Raw genomic sequence first — 17,420 nt, forward strand, 5'->3', positions numbered from 1 at the left:
GCAGAAGGTCGCCGCCTGATGCCATTCATTGCCGCTGCAGGGGGCCAGTCACTCATTGTTGAGTGACCGCGCAAGCGTTGCCTGGACGTTCAAGGCATTCCGCACAGCCCCGGCACGCTCGGCTACCGATCATTACCTTTTTAGAAACAGTGATTTACCAAACATGTAAGCAATTTAACATTGCGTTGCCAGCACTTTGGTATACCCTCGCGACACTCTGCCGCATACGTTTGCGCGGCAGCTGGCTGGAAGCCAACCTCGACACCCATGGATGACCTGCCCGGAGCCCCGTGCAGGTTTTTTTTGACGTGTTTCTGAAACCGGTTTCAGTTCAGTAAAACCAGAGCCCGGACCACCCGTGGCCATGCCTTGCCTGACCGAGAGAATACCCATGCAAGCCCTTGAACCTGATCCTTCGCAACCCTCCCCGTGGCATGCGCCGCTCAAACGCCGCACGGTGCTGACCGCCTTCGCCGTGGCCGCGCTCCAGGCTGGCATGGCCAGTACCCTGGGCTGGTCGCCGCTGGCGCTGGCCGATGGCCCGGAGCTGGATGCGCAGGGCTTTTTCCTGGTGTCCCAGGTGCTGACTGGCTACGACGACCTTGACCCCCTGATCGCCGGGCGTATTGCCCGCGCGCTGATCGCGCAGAAACCGGGCATGGCCGCGTCGTTGGCCAACCTGAGCAAGCTGGCCGCCGTGCCGGCCAACCGCGAGAGCGCCGAGGCGCTGCTGGCTGCCGCGCGGCAGGTCAATGAAGCAGATGCCGCCCTGGCCCTGGTGGCGGCATGGTTCAAGGGCACCGTCGGCCACGGCCAGGACGCGGTGCTGATTACTTACAAGGATGCGCTCATGTACCGCCCCGCCAGTGATGGATTGATCGTGCCCACCTACTGCGGCAATGGCCCGCTGTGGTGGACCGCCGCCATTCCCGATGCCAGTGCATCGATCTACGGCCCGAGGAGCGCAGCATGAGAAAGCCAGTATTTGACGCCAATGGCGATGTGACCGCCGACGTGGTCGTGGTGGGGTCCGGCGTGGCCGGAGCGTTGATCGCCAACCAGTTGGTGGCCGAGGGGCACTCGGTGCTGATCCTCGAAGCGGGCCTGCGCATTCAGCGCGCCCAGGCGGTGGAGAACTGGCGCAACATGCCGTTCGACAACCGCATCGGCTCCGACTTCCAGGGCCTGTACCCGCAAGCCGAGCACGCGCCCGCGCCGCTGTACTTCCCGAAGAACAACTACGTGGGGCTCAGCGGGCCGAGCGGCAGCAGCTTCCAGCAGGGTTACCTGCGCACCCTGGGCGGCACCACCTGGCACTGGGCGGCGTCGTGCTGGCGCCACCTGCCGGTGGACCTGCGCATGCAGTCCGAATACGGCGTGGGCCGTGACTGGCCGATCAGCTACGACGAGCTGGAACCCTACTACTGCCGCGCCGAAGAGGCGATGGGCGTGGCCGGCCCCAGCGACCCGGAAATGCAGAGCCCGCGCGAGCGCAGCCAGCCGTACCCCATGGACATGGTGCCGTGGGGCTACGGTGACAAGCGCTTCGCCGAAGTGGTCAATGCCCACGGCTACAAGCACATCCCCATTCCCCAGGGCCGCAGCACGCGGCCGTGGAAAGGCCGGCCAACCTGCTGTGGCAACAACAATTGCCAGCCGATCTGCCCGATCGGCGCCATGTACAACGCCATCCACACCATCGAAGAAGCCGAGCGCAATGGCGCCCTGGCGCTGACCGAGGCAGTGGTCTACAAGATCGACACCGACGAGGGCAACCGCGTGACAGCCGTGCACTGGCTGAGCGCCGATGGCAAGTCGCACAAGGCCAGCGGCAAGGTCTTCGCCCTGGCCTGCAACGCCCTGGAGACCCCGCGCCTGCTGCTGTTGGCCGCCAACGAGCGCAACCCCCACGGTATTGCCAACTCCTCCGACCAGGTGGGGCGCAACATGATGGACCACTCCGGTTTCCACTGTTCGTTCATTGCCAACGAGCCGCTGTGGATCGGCCGTGGCCCGGCGCAGAGCAGCTGCATTGTCGGCCCGCGTGACGGCGAGTTCCGCTCCAAGTACTCGGCCAACAAAATGATCCTGAACAACATCACCCAGGTCGCCAAGGCCACCGAGCAGGCCCTAGCCATGGGCCTGGTGGGCAAGGCGCTGGAAGCCGAAATCCGCCGCCGTTCCACCCACGGCGTCGACCTGTCGATCAGCCTGGAGCCGTTGCCGGACCCCAACAACCGCCTGACCCTGAGCACCACCCGCAAGGACCCGCACGGCCTGGCGTGCCCGGATATCTACTACGACGTGGGCGACTACGTGCGCAAGGGCGCCGAGGCGGCCCATGCGCAGTTGGAGCACATTGGCAGCCTGTTCGGCGCCACCGAGTTCGTCATCACCACCAGCCTGAACGCCAACAACCACATCATGGGCGGCACCATCATGGGCAACGACCCGCGTGATTCGGTGGTCAACGGCGACTGCCGCACCCACGACCATGCCAACCTGTGGCTGCCCGGTGGCGGCGCCATGGCCTCGGCCAGCGTCGTCAACACCACCCTGACCATGGCGGCGCTGGCGATCAAGGCCGCCGACGACATGAGCAAAGCACTGGCGCGGGGTTGAGCACATGACCTTTACCTTCAAAGCCCACCTGCTGGTGGCGATGCTGGCAGTGGCGGGCGTGGCCCGTGCCCAGGACACCGTGCCCGCCCCGGCGGTGACGCCCGTTGGCGGCGTGCTGTCCCAGGAAGAGCAGGGCCGCCGCCTGGCGGTGGCTGCCGATTGCATGGCTTGCCACACGGTGCCCGACAGCGGCAAGTCGTTCGCGGGCGGGTATGCGATCAACTCGCCGTTCGGGTCGATCTATTCCACCAACATCACCCCGTCGAAAACCGCCGGCATCGGTCATTACACCGAGGCGCAGTTCGCCCACGCGGTGCGCGATGGTGTGCGCGCCGACGGCGGTTACCTGTACCCGGCAATGCCTTACACCTCGTACGTGCACATGAGCGACAGCGACGTGGCCGCGTTGTATGCCTATTTCATGCACTCGGTGGCGCCCATCGACACCCCGGCGCCGACCACGGCGTTGAACTTCCCCTTCAACATTCGCTTGTCCATGGCCGGCTGGAACCTGCTGTTCCTCGACAGCCGCACCACCCGGGCAGCGCCGTTGCCGACCCCGGAGCTGGTGCGCGGCGAGTACCTGACCAACACCCTTGAACACTGCGGTGCCTGCCACACCCCGCGCAACCCGCTGATGGCGGAAATCAAGGGCCAGGCCCTGTCCGGCGGCATGGTGGGGCCGTGGTACGCGCCCAACATCACTTCTGACAAGGTCAGCGGCATTGGTGGCTGGAGCGACGCAGAGTTGGTGCAGTACCTGCGCACCGGCCACGCCGAGGGCAAGAACCAGGCGGGCGGCGGCATGGCGGAGGCAGTGCAGAACAGCCTGCAATTCCTGCCGGACACTGACTTGCAGGCGATCGCGGCGTACCTCAAGAGCACCAACCCCGTGCGTAGCGAAGGCGAAGTACGCCCGGCCTATGAGTTCGGTGCGGCCCACAGCGGTGAAGACCAGGTGCGCGGCATGGCCCCGTTCAACGCCCATGACAGCGTGCGTACTGGTGCCCAGTTGTACAGCGGCTACTGCGCCAGTTGCCACCAGCCGGGCGGGCAGGGCAGTGCCAACCAGGCTTACCCGTCGCTGTTCCACAACACGGCGACCGGCATGGCTAACTCGGCCAACCTGATCGCAGCCATTCTGTATGGCGTGGACCGCCAGGAAGGTGGGCACCATGTGCTGATGCCACGTTTCGACGAGGTCAGCTACGTGGCGCAGTTGAACGACCAGCAGATCGCTGACATCGCCAACTACGTGCTGCGCAACTTCGGCAACCCGTCCCATGAAGTCAGCGCCCACGACGTGATGATCGCCCGCCAGGGTGGCGAGAAACCGTTGCTGGCGGTGGTGCAGCCGTACATCGTGCCCGCCATGGTGGTGGGTGTCCTGGTGGTGCTGGCAATGCTGGGCTGGTGGGTGCGTCGCAGGCGTTTGCCTGCGGTGGCCTGACCGGCACCCGGCAGGAGCGGGGTGCCGGCCATCCGGCGAAGCTCGGGAGGGCCGCAACGCGCACGGGCTGATGCGCTGCGGTGTCTGGTTCCCGAGCTGGCGCCCGGTCCTGCAGGGGATAAGCCGTTCAGGTGGCATCCAGCCACCGGCCTTGCGATGATACCCCTCCTGGCCAATGGAGCTTGCCCGTGGACTACTTCGCCGCCCTGACCGCCTTCGTCGAGGCCGCCGACGGCAATAATTTCTCCCGCGCCGCCGAGCGCCTTGGTATCAAGGCCTCGACGGTGTCGCGCTATGTAAAGGACCTGGAGCAGGACCTGGGCATCGCCCTGTTCAACCGCTCCACCCGTACCTTGCACCTGACCGAAGGCGGGCAGACTTTTCTGCACCACGCGCGGCGGGTATTGGCTGAACTGGAACAGGCGCGCGCCGCCACTTCCGCCTTGAACCAGCACCCCCGTGGGCTGCTCAAGGTCAGCGTGCCACCGGCCTTTTCCCGCCACCACGTACTGCCCTGGCTTGGCGAATTCCTGCAGCGCTACCCGGATATCCAGGTGGAACTGGTGCTGGATGATGCGCGGGTGAACCTGATCGAGAGCGGCATGGACCTGGCGATCCGCCGGGGTACCTTGCCGGACTCCGGCCTCAAGGCGCGCAAGTTGGCGGATGAACAGTGGGTGCTGTGCGTGGGCAAGGCCTTCGCCGCTCGACATGCGCCGCCGGAGGGGCCGCAATGCCTGATTGATTACCCGGCGATCCTGGGCCCGGGGGCCGCCGATGAGGTGATGTTCTACCGTGAGCAGACCGGCGTGGCCGTGACCCTGCAAGGCCCGCTGCGCATCAACGACCTGGACGCCCGGCGCCTGGCAGCGGAGCAGGGCCTGGGCGTGGCGCTGCTGCCACTCTGGTTAGCGGCCGACGGCCTGGGCAGTGGCCGCCTGCAGCGCTGGCTGCCGGAGTGGCAGGTGCCCGCAGGGGAGGCGGCGCTTTGGTTCGTCTATCCGCCCAAGCGCATTGTCTCCTCCAAAGTGCGCAGCTTTATCGACTTCATGGTCGAGCGCGTCGGCACACCACCGTATTGGCTTAACTGAAACGAATGTCCAGGGCCCGCAGGTGCGTCTGCAGGCCCGCGTCCTGAATAGGGATGAGGAACGCTTCGCGGTCCGATTCGTTGTAATGGGCATGCCAGTACCCGGGCGGTGTCACGAACGCCAGGCCAGGCGCCCAGTCCACGCGGGTGGGGTTGCGGATCTGCCCGGCATCGTCCAGTTCGGTGCCCACCAGGGTGTAACAGCCTTGCGGCGCATCGATGATGAAATCCAGGGCGATGGATTGGTGACGGTGGGGTTTCTGCACCGAGCCTGGCGGCAGAATGCCGTACATGGCCCACAGCACGTGGGTCACGGTGCGGGTCTGTGGGAAATGTCGGTTGCCCAGCAGGATGCTGATGCGGCTACGGTCCTGGGCCCGGGGATCGTCGGCTGCTTCGCGCAGCTTGGCGTTGGCGACCTCGGCCGGGTACAGCGTGGCGCTGAAACGGTCCTGGCCGGCAGTCACGCCCAGGTAGCGCAACAGCGGCTCGTCGTGCACGTAATAGAAGCGGCTATCGGCACTGGCGGTCAGTGTTGTCGCCTGCAGGCCTGGCAAGGCGATGAAGCAGCCCTGATGCCACTCGAACTGGCTGTCGCCCTGGCTCAAGCGGCCCGCGCCCGCGATCACGTACAGCACCTGCGAGGTGGCGTTGGGCGCCAGGCGCAGGTTGTCGCCGGCGTTCAGGCGAATGAAGTTGGCACACAGCCCTGGCCCGGTGGCGGGCCCGGCGCAGCCCAGGTGTTCGCTCAGATCCAGCGGCACTACTCGGGAGGGGCCATCAGCGCACAGCGTGGCGGGGAAACTGTGGTAAGGGATACGGCTGATCAGGTTGGCGCTGATGGGGTTGGCGGCCTTGCTGTATTCGAAGTATTCGGCGTCAACGGTCGCGGCGGGGATGAAGGCACTGTTCATGGGGCAGGCTCCTTTTTGGTTGATGGAGCCACTATACGAAGCGGGGCGGGGGGGATTAATGGCCCTGGGGGCACAGGTGTTATGTGGAAAGGGGAGGCCATTGATCCTCACCCCCGCGCCCAAGGCCGCAGCCACACCCCCAGCCCCACCAGCAACACTAGCCCGCATACGCAACTGACCGCCAGTTGCACCCACATGCCGGGTAATGGATGCACCACCAGGGCCGCCAGCAACATCGCCACCGCACCCAGCAACCAATGGCTGCGCCACGGCAATTGCCCGAGCAGCGTCTGGCGGCGCATCAGCAGTACGCCGGTCAGCAGCACGCCGCACAAGGCCGCCATGGCGATGCCGATCAGGCCGAATACCCAGGGCAAGACGCCAAGCAGCACGGCGTTCAGCAAGCTGCCCGCCAGTTCGCAGTTGAGCGGCATGCGGGTGTCGCCGGCCGCATAGGCGTAGCGCGCCAGCAGGGCATTCCAGGCGCCGAACATCAGGGGGGCGCAGAACCAGGCCAGCAGGTCCGGCAAGGGGCTGCCAGCCGACTGGTTGGGCAATAGCAGGGTGACCAGTGCCGCCGAGGCGCCGATCAGGCCGGTGACGGCCGGCACGGTCAGCAAGGTGGCGCTGCTCAGACCCTTGCGCAGCAAGGTCAGGCGCTGTGCGCCGGCGCTGCCGCTCATCAACCCCAGCAGGACCTGGTTCAGGCTCATCAGGGCAATCAGCGGCAGGTTGATCAACTTGCGCGCCAGGTTGATCCAGGTCACCGCGCCTTCGCCCAGCAGCGACGCGACCATGCGCTCCAGCAGCGCCAGGCCCTGGCTGGCCAGGTTGCTGCTCAGTAACGGCCCGATGCGTTGCAACAGTTCGCGTACCGCCCCTGGCGCCTGTTCGCGCTGCCAGGGGCGCCAGCCGGCGCGCAGCAGCGACGGGACCAGCACCGCGGGCATCAGCCAACTGCCCAGCACACAGGCACAGGCCAGGCCCGTGGTCGTGGCGTCGTGGCGCAGGATGGCCAGGTACAGCACCGGCGGCAGGTTGAACAGCAATGAGCCCAGGCCCGCCAGCACAAACCGCGAGCGAGCCTGCAGGGGGACGCAGAATAGCGCATGCAAGAGGAAGCCCGGTGCACACCAGGCCAGCCAGTGCAGCGAGCCGGCAGCACGGGCGTAGCCATCGCTGTCCAGGCCCGGGCCGATGGCGCGCACCAGCAGCGGCGCGGCCAGGCTCAGTACCAGGGCAAGCCCCAGCCCCAGCAAGAACAGGCGTGGTACCAGCGCCCCCAGCCAGGCGCGCTGGCCATCACCGTCACGCTGCTGGAACAGCGGCAGCGCCGCGGCACTCAACAGCCCGGCCGCCAGCGCCATGCGCAGGGCTTCGGGGAGGAACAGCGACACCAGGAAGGCATCGCTCTGCCCACCGGCGCCCCAGGAGGCCACCAGCAACCATTCCCGGGCAAAGCCGGCGGCCAGGCCCGTGAGGGTGGCCAGGGTCAACCACAACGTCGAGCCGAACATGGCAGGTCTCAGTGGAACAGGGTGAACAGGCCTTTGCCGCCCACCTTGTAGTTGAGGTTGCGGCAGCGCTCACCTTTGACCTCGGCATTGGGGCCGCCGACGATGGCATAGGGCGCCACCGGTTTGCTGACCACGCTGTTGCCCCCGACGATGGCCCCTTCGCCAATGTGCGCGCCGAACGACAGCAGCGCACGGCTGGCGATCCAGGCATAGTCTTCAATGAAGATCGGCCCGCCCACGGCCCAGAATTCCGGGGCCTGGGTATCATGGCCGCCGGCGATGAGCAGCACATGGGAGGCGATGGTCACGTGGTTGCCGATGATCAGGCCACCCCGGGCGTCCAGCTGGCAGTGCCAGCCCACCACGGTGTCATCGCCAATGCGCAGGCTGTCGACGCCTAGCACTTCGGTGTTGCGCCATACCGTGGAGCCCTTGCCGATCTTCGCGCCCCCCAGGCGCAGCCAGGCCAGGCGGATGGTGTGGCTGGGGATCTTGCAGATCAGGATGTTGTAAGCCTGCTCCCAGGTACGCAGCATGCGGTCACGCAGGGTCGCCCAGTTCTTGCCATACAGCGGGATCAAGGCGCCCTTGATCTCGCGGCCCAGCAGCGCGTAGAAGCGCCGGGCCAGCGGGTTTTCGATGCGCGGTTCGATGTTCACGTAACTGATGAAGCACAGCGTGTCGCCCTTGAGCAGTTGTTCGAACAGCACCTCGTTGGCCAGCATCCAATCGTAGGCGGCTTGCAGTTCTTCGGTGCTCACACCCATCTTGATGGCGTATTCAGGCAGGGCGTGGCGCAGGTTTCGCGAATGATAAATCCGATGTCTCATGGGCGATTTCCGGGGAGTGCGAGAGGGGTGTCGGCGGCAGCGCGCAGGCGCCTGGCTTCTTGAAGGTTCAGGCCCAGCAGCAGCCAGAACAGAGCGACCAGCACCATGGTAAAACTGAAGTAGTGGTCAAACAGGCCGCTGACCAAGGCGGCCAGCAGGCCGATCAGGGTGCCTATCCACAAGGCGTTGTCGTGGGTCAGCACCAGGGCAGCGGTGGTGGGGCGGGTGTATTTCCACCAGCTGCGGATCACCACCAGGAACATCAGCAGCCCCAGCACGCCCAGCTTGTAGATGTAGTTCAGGTACAGGTTGGAGATACCCCACAAGGTGGTACCGGGTACCGGTGGGTCTACCTTGAAGCCGATGCCCAGCGGGTACATGGCCATGGCGCGCGGGAAGTTGGAGTATTCGTCGAAGCGCACCGAGGTACTGGCGTCATTGCTGGAGAACAGGTCCATGACCCGGTCCTGCAATGGCGGGTAGAACATCAGCAGCAGGGCAGCGCCCACCAAGGCGACCATCAATGCCCGGCCGGTATATGGCATGCGCCTGCGTGCCAGCCAGATCAGCACCAGTACCAGGCTGATCAAGGCGCCGCGCGAACCGGTCAGCAGCAGGCCGAACAGCCCCAGCAGGGTCACCGCTATACCCAGCGCCTTTGGCCAGCCCTTGCGGGTCAGCCCGAAGCAGGCGGCCAGCGGCACCAGCAGGGCCATGGCGCCACCGGTGATGTTGGGGTGCGTCCAGGGCGACGCCATCCGCCCCGAGAGGCCGGCCAGGCCTTCGCTCAATTGGTCGACGGAGCCGTAGCCCAGCCGCCCGAGGATGTCGGTGAGGGTGTCGGGGGTGCGGTCCTTCAGGTACACCGGGATCGACAGCAGCAGCAAGCCCAGGGTGCCCAGCAGCAGTGCGATGACCAGTTGCTCGCGCTTGCGCGGGGTGTCCAGCAGGCGCGGCACCAGGAACAGGGTCGACAGGTTGAACATCCACCGTACCCAGTTGACCGGCCCGTTGCCCGCGGCATCGATGACGATCTGGCCAACCACGAAGGGCAGGGCGGTGAACAGCATGAACGCGACCACCATGCGCTCGGTGTGCAAGGCCTTGGGCGCGCGGTGCATCTGGCCGAACAGGTGCTGGGCCATGACGCTGGCCCATACCAGCATCACCAGGGCTTCGGAGACCGTGGTACGGATACCGATGGTTACCGTGGTGTACGGCAGGAACGTGGCGACCACCGCAAACAGCAGCAGCCCCCACAACGGCTTGCGAATGATGGTGATGATGGCGGCGATGCCGACCATCACTGCCATTACCTTGGGGGCGGGCAGCAGCCAGGCCAGGATGCCGAAGGCGACACTGACGATCAGGGCGAGGGGAAAAGCCAGTGGCATCAGCGCAACTCCTCGAGCAGTTCATCGAAGCGGCGCCGGTAGGCAGCCTCGCCATACCCTTCGGCCCAGGCCTTGAGCGGTGCAGCGTCGGCCGCGGGCTCGGCGGCCAGCCGGGTCATCAGTTCAACCAGCGCCGGGGTGTCGGTGGGTGAGAACCGCGGGCTGTCGGCCGGGGTGATCTCGTCAAGCGCCGAACCGGTGGCGACCGCCACCGGCGTGCCCTGGGCCAGTGCCTCGATCACCGGCAGGCCGAAGCCTTCGGCGTAGGAGGGCTGCCACAGGCGGGCGGCGCCGGCATACAGCGCCTGTAACTGGGCGTCTGTGAGGTCACTGAGAAAATGCAGGCCGTGCAGGTGCTGCTGGGCGCTGGGCAGATGCTCGCGGGCGCCTACCAACACCAGCTCCGGTACGTCCGGGTTCTGCTGGCGCGCTTGCTGCCAGGCGCTGACGAACCAGGGAATGTTCTTGCGCGGCTCGCGGGTGCCGACGGCCAGCCAGTAGCGGGCGGGCAGTTGCAGGCCACTGATGTCGCCTGGCTCGCCGCTGAACGGCAGCACCAGGTTAGGCAGCACGCGCACCTTGTCGCGGGCCTGGGGAAACAGCTTGACCAGTTCGTCGGCGGTGTACTGGGACGGTACCCATACCCGGTCCGCCACCTTTACCGACCAGCCGATCGACAGTTTGTCGGTGTAGCCGTAGATACGCGCCTTGAGCTGCGAGCCGTGAGCATTGGTCAGGGTCAGCTGGAAAAGGTCGTGCAGCTGCAACACGTACTTCAGGCCGTCCGGCTTGCGCCCCAGGGGCAAGCCCATGTTGAAGTTGGCGATGTACGTCTCGATACCGGCTTCGCGCAGGGCACCGGGCAGGAAGCCGGCTTCGAACTTCAGGCGCACCGGCAGACGGTGCAGGCCCTGCAGGGGTGAGCCCCAGCGTGGGCAATGGGCCTTGCGGCGAATGCGATGGTCTTCGGGGGCCACGGTGAACAGTTGCAACTGCACGGCCGGGTTGGCCCGCAATGCCTCTTCCAGCGCCAGGGTCTGGCGGCCAATGCCGCTGTTGGGGTAGCTGGTGGCGGGGCGATAATCCAGTCCTATGCGCATACGCTGGTGTCTTCCATAGGTTGCAAAAGGCGAGAATAGACCTGTTCGAGTTGGGCGGCGGCCACGGTCCAGTCGTGGTGGCCGCGCACATAACGGCGCGCGGCATCGGAAAGGTGTTGCAGGCGCGCGGGGTCGCGCACGGCGTCAGCCAACAGTTGCGCCAGGCCTTCGGCGGTTTCGCTGCCCAGGTAGTGCTGGCCGTTGCTCACCGCCAGCCCCGACACGCCCTGGCCGGTGGTGACCACGGGCAGGCCGGCGGCCATGGCTTCGAGCACCTTGAGTTTGGAGCCACCGCCCTGGCGTAGCGGCGCGAAAAACACCGCCGTCTGCTCTTGCAGGGCGCGCAGGTCCGGCACGAAACCCTGGAATTCGACCCGAGGGTCGGGCCAGCGTTCGCGCCACTGCGCTGGCAAGCCAAAACCGCACACGGCCAGGCGCACCTCGGGGTTCAATGCCCATACCTTGGGCATGATCTCATCCAGGGCCCATTCCACCGCGTCCAGGTTAGGGCTGTATTCGTAATTGCCAATGAACAGCAGGCGCTGGCTATCGAATGCCGGTTGCACCGTGGCGTAATGGGGGCAGTCCACGCCGTTGACCACCACGGCGGCCTGGCGCTGGAACAGCACCTGCATCTGCTCGGCGTCTGCCTCGGTGACGGCCACCAGTTGCGCGGCCTGGGCGAACACGCGTTTTTCCCACCGCCGGTAACGCCACTGGTCATAGGCGGTGAACGGCTTCAGCCACGCGGGGAAACGGTCGTAACTGGCGGCGCCCAGGGCCGACTCGATGTTGTGTTCGGTCAGCAGGAACGGCTGGCCGTGGCGGCGCAGTGCTGCTTCATACGGCTGGAAGGCATAGCTGTGCTCGATCTGTACCACGTCCCAACGGGCGTTGAGTAACTGGTCGAAATAATGCTCCAGCCCCGGGGCCAGGCCATTGATGCTGGCCAGCATCGGGTAAGGCGCGGCCGCCACCGCCAACAAGGTCTTGAGGCTGCGCAACGGCCGGCGCGGCAGCACGATCAACTGCTCCAGAAACGGCTCCAGCGCGTTGCGCGTGGCCTGGTCGACGTCGGTCTTGGCTTGCACCAGCAGGGTAATGCGGTGCCCGCGCGCGGCGAGGCTGCGCAACAGATGGTACTGGCGGGTCTTGCCGCCGCTGGTGGTTGGCCAGGGCAAATAGGGCAATGTCCAGAGAATGCGCATTGAATCGTCCTTGTCACCAGACCAGCATCTGCAGGCTGGTCTTGAGCGGAACACTGATGCCCTGGGCGTTGGCCAGGTCGGTGCGGGTGCCCTTGAGCGGGTCGAACAAGGCGGCCGAGGTCACCGACGGCAACGTCACCGAACTGCCCGATGCACTCCAGAACAGCCACAGGTGGGTACCGTCGGCGCGGGTCCAGGCCACGTTGTACAGATCGCCCGGGCCGTTGGTGTAGGTGGGGGCGTCCGCCGGCTCCAGGCGCGCGCCCGTGACCCCGAGGAAGTTCTTGAGGGCGGTGTACACCGGTTTCGGGCTGCCATTGATGTCCACCAGCCCGTAGTACTGGTCGCGCGGGGAAGCCCGGGCGTCCAGGTCGCTGAGGTTGAACAGGAAGATGCGCTGGTAGTCCATGGCGCTCATCAGTGCCAGCCTGCGCAGGGTGTAGTCGGCCTGCCCGTCGACGCCGATGACGGCCTGCATTTCCACTGGCCCGGCGTAGCTGGACCAGCCCCATTCGGTGGCCCACACCTGGGTCACGCCCTTGGCGTGCAGGGCGCTGTTGATGTAGTTGCCGCGCTGCAGAAAGTCTTTGGCGGTGGTGTCGTCGCCTTCCGGGTACTCGGAGTAGGGGTGGTAGGCGGCGACGATATTGGCAGTGGGCAGCCCCTGGGTCAGCAGGTCGGACAGCATCAGGCCGTCGGTGCTGTGCATCTGGCTGTAGTAGGCCATGCCCGCGGTAGCCACCGGTTTGTCAGGGATGGCGTTGCGAATGGCCTTGGCGGTAGTGAACAGCAGGTTGCCATAGGCGCTGGGGTCTTCCTTGGGCAGCCAGATAATGTTCGGCTCGTTCCACACCTGCCAGGTGTTCACCTGCGGGTAGCGCTTGGCGAGCATGGTCATGCGGTCGGCGAACACGCTGAAATCGGTGGGCGGGTATTGGTCGCGGCTGGCGACATTGGCCGGCGCGCTGCTGTCGAAGCTCGCTGAACCCACCATGTAGGCGAGTATGTTGTACTTGTGCGCAGCCATGGCGGTCATGGCGCCGTCCAGGGCCGTGAGGTCGAAATTGTTCTGGGTGGGCTCGATGATCGGCCAGTGGATGGTCAGGCGCACCCAGTTCAGGCCCAGGTCATCCAGCGCGGTCATCTGCTTCTGGTACACCGCGGGGTCGAAGTACTGGAACTGCGCGTTGACCCCCAGGAAATCACTCCACTGCACCGCTCGCGGCCCCTTCAGCGTGATGTCCGCCTCGGCCTTGTCGCTCCACTGCAACGCACTGAACGCCACGGCGACGGCCAGTAAAGCAGGTATCCATACGATCGGCTTCTTCCACATGATCAGCGCCCTCCACAGGCGTCCTCGAACATTTGCGCAAATCTAGCGGCGGTAAGCGGCCAGGTACGCTGGCTGCCGATCAGGCTGGCGTGCTCGGCCCAGCGAATCGCCAATTCCGGGGTCGCGCACAGGTGGCTGAGTTCCGCGGCGAGGGCGGGCACGTTGCCTTGCGGATAGATGACGCCATTGTTGTGCGCCACTTCTTCAGCGAACGAACGGGCATCGGACGTGATGGCGCCGCGCCCGCAGGCCACGGCCCATGACAGCGCGCCGCTGGTGCCGCGCAGGTTGCCCAGCAGTTTGAGTTTGCTCGACTCGCGGTACGGCAGCACCATCACATGGTGTGCCTGGATAACCTTGGGGATATCGCCAGCGGGCACGTCCAGGCCCCACTCGATGCTGTCGTTGAGCTGCAGCTGGTTGATGCGCTGGCGCAGTTGGTCGAGGTAGCTGCCGGAGGGCCCGAAGGCCATTTCCGGTTCGCTGCCACCGGCCAGGGTGAGGCGGATCTTGTCGCGCAGCGCCGGTTGCTGGCTGAAGGTCAGGGCAAGGGCATCGAGCAGGTCCTCGATGCCCTTGCCGCGGTAAATGAAGCCGAAGTACAGCAGGCGCAAAGGTTCCAGCGGTGGCAGCGGCGCGGCCGGGATCTCCAGGTTGCCATGGGGGATGACCACCATTTGCTCGGCCTTCAGGCCCATGCGCTGGCGCAGGCACTGGCTGCCGGACTGGGTGAGGGTGACTAGCCGAGTAAGGCTGCGGGCCAGTTGGCGCTCTTCATGCAGGCACAGGGGGTCGGCGAGTACCGTGGCCACCTGCGGCAGCGGGTTGGGCATGCCCTGGGCCAGGGACAGTGGCCAGGGCAGGTGTTCCCGGCGCCATACCAGGCGTTCGGGGTCATGCACGGTGGCGGTCAGCGGCAGAAGGGGAAAGCGCGCGCGCAGGGCCCGCAGTCCGCTGAACTCGGCCAGGCGACCACCGCCGACCTCGGCATGCACCAGGTCGATGCCTTGCCAGTCGAACGCTTGCAGGGCGGCCTGGGTGCGAGCCACGTCATTGCCCAAGCCCGCCAGTGGCGTGCTGACGCGCACGCCATGCTGTTCCAGGGCGTTCTTCAGGTGCCCGGCATAATCGGCTATGCCGTTCTGTTCCGGTGGCAGCGGCGCCAGCAGCGCGATGTGCATCAGGCATGGCTCCGGATGCGGGTCATGAAGTTCAGCACCTTGGCCGGGATCTCGAAACGGCGGCGGTTGATGATGATGCCGTCGACCCGCTTGAACGCGGTGGTCAGAATCGACAGGGCATTTTCCAGTACCGGCACCGTGGTTTTCTCGGCTTCGACGATCAGCGCGATCAGGTCGGCTTCACGCAGGGTCACGAAGGCTTCCTGGTTGGAGAAGAAGCCACTGGCATCGAGCAGCAGGATCTCGCCGGGCTGGGCCGGGGAAATGCCGTCCACTCGCACCACGTGGCCACGCTCCACCAGCAGGTTGCGCAGGTGGTCGATGACAAAGCTCACGCCTTCGCCCTTGCGCGCCGAGGTCAGGCCGATGCTCAGGCCATTGAGCGCCACCTGCTTGAGCGGCAGTACCCCGTAGAGCCGGTACATGCTGGCGGTGAAGGCGCTGATGCGCTGGGTATCCTTGGCGCTGATGTCCTGCAGGCTGGTCCACACCTTGATGCCGAAGCGCTCCTCGATCTTGTCGCCGTCGTGGATACGCTGGTCCAGCAGGTAGAAGAAGTACAGCGCCAACAGGCCAACGGCCAGGCTGATCGGGATGGCGAACAGCAGCATCAGCAGGCTTTTCGGGAATACGCGGCTTGGGTTCAGGGTGGCTTGCTCGATGACGGCGATGTTGCTGATCTGACTGGCGTCCAGTTCGCGGTCGATACGGGCTTTTTCCAGGCTGTCGCTGTACAGCGCGAAGCTTTTCTCGGCGGCGTCGAGTTCAAGCTGCAACTGCGACAGTTCCGGTTCGATGCCCACGGCCTGGTTGCGGTCGCCTTCGAGCTTGGTCAGTTGGACCTGCTGTTGCGTGGCCTGGGACTTGAGGCGGCTGAGGCTGGCGGCCTGGTCGGCGTAGCTGTTCTGCAGGCGGGTGTAGATGGGGTTGGGCGCCATGTTCTGCGAGCGTTGCACCGTGGCGTTTTCGCCGTTCATCAGCGCTTGCAGGTTGGAAATGGCGGTGTTGATGGCGCGTACCGGAGGGGCATCGTCCTTGAAGGTGCGCAGCAGTTCCTGTCTCTCGATCTGCTTGGTATTGATGCGTTGTTGCAGGTCTTCGCGGTCAGGGTTGCGGGCGATCTCGCGGGCAATGCTGATTTCCTTGGGAATGGTGTTCATCTGCTGTTTGAGCACGTCCAGGCCGGCCTGGGTGGCCGCGATGGAGCGCAGGGTGTTCAGGTGTTCACCCTTGAGGTCGTTGAGGTTGCGCGACACATCGTTCAGGCGTTCGGTGATGGACACCGCGCCCAACTGGTCAAGCAGGACCTGGATGCGTTTCTTGTAATCCATGATGCGCTGCTGGGTAGCCTTGCTCTCCCCCTCGTAGAAGGAGTAGAGGCTCTTGCGGCCCAGGGTCTGAGTGCGTGCTTCCTGATACTTGTCGATCCAGCTCTTGACCACGGTCTGGGCCACTTGCGGGTCGTTCCAGGTGAAGCTGATCTCCATCACCGACGAACCGGTGGCGTGGGTCACGGTGAAGTTGCGCTCCAGCTGGTTGGCCAGGCGGTCCACGGGGGTCTGCTTTTCCACCAGGCCCAGCAGTTGCAGGAAGCCGCGGCCGATGTCGGCCAGGCTCTGCGCGGCGCTCTTGACCGCGTACTTGATGCTGGCCACCACGCCTTCCTGGCGTGGCTGGTGGGACAGGTCATCCAGGTACTGCTCGGCCACCAGGCGGGTGATCGGCCGGCCGGTGAGCATGCGTTCCTCGTCGGTGACCGGGTCGCGCTGCAGCGGGATCACTGCGGTCTGACGGTCGGAAACCTCGATGGGCAGGGTGCTGTCGCGGCCCGGCTTGACCAGCAGCAGGGCGGTGGACTCATAGCGGTTGGGCAACAGGAACGCACCCAGCAGGATGACCACGAAGGTGACTGCCACCGTGATTTTCACTTCTCGCTTGAAGATGAAAAACAGGCGCAGCAAATCGCGGAAGGAACGGATATTGATCATGTCTGTTGTCCTTTACGATCAGTTATTGTTGTTGCGCAAGTCGTAGGTCACACCGACGCCAATGGATTTGGAGAATGGAATGAGTTGGTTCAGGTATAGATCGACCGACTCGATACCATTGCCCACATGGGATTTGGGCACGAACACTACGTCACCGCGCTGCAGCAATACGGGGCCTCGATCGTTGTTGGCAAACAGGGATTTGCTGTAATCGAAGAAGTAGGTCTTGTAGCGACCGTTATCCTCCTGGCGCATGAGCGCCACGTTATGGCTGTCGGCAACCGCCAGCACGCCACCGGCACCGATGATGGCCTGTTCCAGGGTGGTTGCCACGTTGACCGCCAGGGTAGTGGGGGTGCGTACCGCGCCGCCGACAAACACCGTGTTGCTCGGCGCGGCGTTGATGTTGATGGTCAGGGACGTCTCGCGGTAGATCTTCTCCAGCTTGACCTCCAGCACCTTGGTCAACTCCTCGGTCGACAGCCCGGCCGCTTTGACCTGGCCCACGTAAGGGTAGGAGAAAGTGCCGTCGTTCTGCACAGGGAACAACGTCAGCTCATAGATCGAGTTGGCCGTGAAGGCCGAAATCGACGGGGCTTCGCCAGTATTGCGCACGATGCGCAGGGTATCCCCGGCACGGATGCGTTCGGGGGGCAACGGTTTGCCGGCCAGTGAGTTCCCCGCCTCATGAGCTGCTCTGAGCACGTCACCACTGGGCAATGAAACCTTGGCTGGACTGCTGCATGCTCCGAGCATGACAACCCCTAACATAAGCAACGCTTTTTTCATTGGT

14 protein-coding genes are annotated in these 17,420 nt (G+C 65.1%); 4 read left to right on the plus strand and 10 right to left on the minus strand.

Features of this window, described 5'->3' with window-relative positions; translation table 11 throughout:
- The first annotated feature begins 391 nt into the window (after positions 1 to 391).
- The 4 genes from QBK88_RS19610 to QBK88_RS19625 all read left to right on the plus strand — a co-directional run bounded on the left by QBK88_RS19610 (position 392) and on the right by QBK88_RS19625 (position 5,163).
- Positions 392 to 973: a sugar dehydrogenase complex small subunit gene (locus tag QBK88_RS19610; protein ID WP_277963333.1), complete on the plus strand. Its 582-nt coding sequence runs from the start codon at positions 392 to 394 to the stop codon at positions 971 to 973.
- Complete coding sequence (locus tag QBK88_RS19615) at positions 970 to 2,622, plus strand: GMC family oxidoreductase (RefSeq protein WP_277963334.1); 1,653 nt, start codon at positions 970 to 972, stop codon at positions 2,620 to 2,622. Before QBK88_RS19610 ends, QBK88_RS19615 begins: the two co-directional genes overlap by 4 nt.
- Before the next feature lie 4 nt (positions 2,623 to 2,626).
- Entirely contained in the window at positions 2,627 to 4,072 is a 1,446-nt protein-coding gene (locus tag QBK88_RS19620) for a cytochrome c (RefSeq protein WP_277963335.1), read from the plus strand.
- A 188-nt stretch (positions 4,073 to 4,260) separates the two neighbouring features.
- Complete coding sequence (locus tag QBK88_RS19625) at positions 4,261 to 5,163, plus strand: LysR family transcriptional regulator (RefSeq protein WP_277963336.1); 903 nt, start codon at positions 4,261 to 4,263, stop codon at positions 5,161 to 5,163.
- Here QBK88_RS19625 and QBK88_RS19630 read toward each other — a convergent pair.
- From QBK88_RS19630 to QBK88_RS19675, 10 genes are all read right to left on the minus strand, one after another.
- Positions 5,156 to 6,076, minus strand: coding sequence for a cupin (locus QBK88_RS19630; protein ID WP_277963337.1), 921 nt, complete (start codon positions 6,074 to 6,076; stop codon positions 5,156 to 5,158). The two genes, QBK88_RS19625 and QBK88_RS19630, sit on opposite strands and share 8 nt — an antisense overlap.
- A 107-nt stretch (positions 6,077 to 6,183) precedes the next feature.
- Positions 6,184 to 7,593, minus strand: a complete 1,410-nt coding sequence (locus QBK88_RS19635; protein WP_277963338.1) for a lipid II flippase MurJ — start codon at positions 7,591 to 7,593, stop codon at positions 6,184 to 6,186.
- 8 nt (positions 7,594 to 7,601) lie between these two features.
- Complete coding sequence (locus tag QBK88_RS19640; protein ID WP_277963339.1) at positions 7,602 to 8,423, minus strand: acyltransferase; 822 nt, start codon at positions 8,421 to 8,423, stop codon at positions 7,602 to 7,604.
- A complete protein-coding gene (locus tag QBK88_RS19645; protein ID WP_277963340.1) occupies positions 8,420 to 9,817 on the minus strand; it encodes an O-antigen ligase family protein in 1,398 nt (465 codons plus the stop codon). Before QBK88_RS19645 ends, QBK88_RS19640 begins: the two co-directional genes overlap by 4 nt.
- Entirely contained in the window at positions 9,817 to 10,917 is a 1,101-nt protein-coding gene (locus QBK88_RS19650) for a glycosyltransferase family 4 protein (RefSeq protein WP_277963341.1), read from the minus strand. The genes QBK88_RS19645 and QBK88_RS19650 overlap by 1 nt, the downstream gene beginning before the upstream one ends.
- Positions 10,908 to 12,125, minus strand: a complete 1,218-nt coding sequence (locus QBK88_RS19655) for a glycosyltransferase family 4 protein (protein WP_277963342.1) — start codon at positions 12,123 to 12,125, stop codon at positions 10,908 to 10,910. The genes QBK88_RS19650 and QBK88_RS19655 overlap by 10 nt, the downstream gene beginning before the upstream one ends.
- 13 nt (positions 12,126 to 12,138) lie before the next feature.
- Positions 12,139 to 13,458 carry a cellulase family glycosylhydrolase gene (locus tag QBK88_RS19660; protein WP_268150502.1) on the minus strand — a complete coding sequence of 440 codons (1,320 nt, stop codon included), beginning with the start codon at positions 13,456 to 13,458 and terminating at the stop codon, positions 12,139 to 12,141.
- A 2-nt stretch (positions 13,459 to 13,460) separates the two neighbouring features.
- The gene (locus QBK88_RS19665) at positions 13,461 to 14,639 is read right to left on the minus strand and encodes a glycosyltransferase (RefSeq protein ID WP_268150504.1); all 1,179 of its coding nucleotides are present in this window, start codon (positions 14,637 to 14,639) and stop codon (positions 13,461 to 13,463) included.
- Positions 14,639 to 16,627 (minus strand): exopolysaccharide transport family protein, encoded by a 1,989-nt coding sequence (locus QBK88_RS19670; protein ID WP_277963343.1) that lies wholly within the window; start codon positions 16,625 to 16,627, stop codon positions 14,639 to 14,641. Before QBK88_RS19670 ends, QBK88_RS19665 begins: the two co-directional genes overlap by 1 nt.
- Positions 16,628 to 16,645: 18 nt before the next feature.
- A complete protein-coding gene (locus tag QBK88_RS19675; protein ID WP_277963344.1) occupies positions 16,646 to 17,416 on the minus strand; it encodes a polysaccharide biosynthesis/export family protein in 771 nt (256 codons plus the stop codon).
- Positions 17,417 to 17,420: the final 4 nt, after the last annotated feature.

The organism is Pseudomonas sp. RIT-To-2 (assembly GCF_029623465.1).
Taxonomy (GTDB): Bacteria; Pseudomonadota; Gammaproteobacteria; order Pseudomonadales; family Pseudomonadaceae; genus Aquipseudomonas; species Aquipseudomonas silvicola.

What these genes read in the sequence shown, in the direction of transcription:
- QBK88_RS19655 (WP_277963342.1), bottom strand. Translation starts at nt 12,125, where the DNA reads ATGCGCATTCTCTGGACATTGCCCTATTTGCCCTGGCCAACCACCAGC.
- QBK88_RS19615 (WP_277963334.1), top strand. Translation starts at nt 970, where the DNA reads ATGAGAAAGCCAGTATTTGACGCCAATGGCGATGTGACCGCCGACGTG.
- QBK88_RS19660 (WP_268150502.1), bottom strand. Translation starts at nt 13,458, where the DNA reads ATGTGGAAGAAGCCGATCGTATGGATACCTGCTTTACTGGCCGTCGCC.
- QBK88_RS19610 (WP_277963333.1), top strand. Translation starts at nt 392, where the DNA reads ATGCAAGCCCTTGAACCTGATCCTTCGCAACCCTCCCCGTGGCATGCG.
- QBK88_RS19635 (WP_277963338.1), bottom strand. Translation starts at nt 7,593, where the DNA reads ATGTTCGGCTCGACGTTGTGGTTGACCCTGGCCACCCTCACGGGCCTG.
- QBK88_RS19645 (WP_277963340.1), bottom strand. Translation starts at nt 9,817, where the DNA reads ATGCCACTGGCTTTTCCCCTCGCCCTGATCGTCAGTGTCGCCTTCGGC.
- QBK88_RS19675 (WP_277963344.1), bottom strand. Translation starts at nt 17,416, where the DNA reads ATGAAAAAAGCGTTGCTTATGTTAGGGGTTGTCATGCTCGGAGCATGC.
- QBK88_RS19650 (WP_277963341.1), bottom strand. Translation starts at nt 10,917, where the DNA reads ATGCGCATAGGACTGGATTATCGCCCCGCCACCAGCTACCCCAACAGC.
- QBK88_RS19620 (WP_277963335.1), top strand. Translation starts at nt 2,627, where the DNA reads ATGACCTTTACCTTCAAAGCCCACCTGCTGGTGGCGATGCTGGCAGTG.
- QBK88_RS19670 (WP_277963343.1), bottom strand. Translation starts at nt 16,627, where the DNA reads ATGATCAATATCCGTTCCTTCCGCGATTTGCTGCGCCTGTTTTTCATC.
- QBK88_RS19640 (WP_277963339.1), bottom strand. Translation starts at nt 8,423, where the DNA reads ATGAGACATCGGATTTATCATTCGCGAAACCTGCGCCACGCCCTGCCT.
- QBK88_RS19665 (WP_268150504.1), bottom strand. Translation starts at nt 14,639, where the DNA reads ATGCACATCGCGCTGCTGGCGCCGCTGCCACCGGAACAGAACGGCATA.
- QBK88_RS19630 (WP_277963337.1), bottom strand. Translation starts at nt 6,076, where the DNA reads ATGAACAGTGCCTTCATCCCCGCCGCGACCGTTGACGCCGAATACTTC.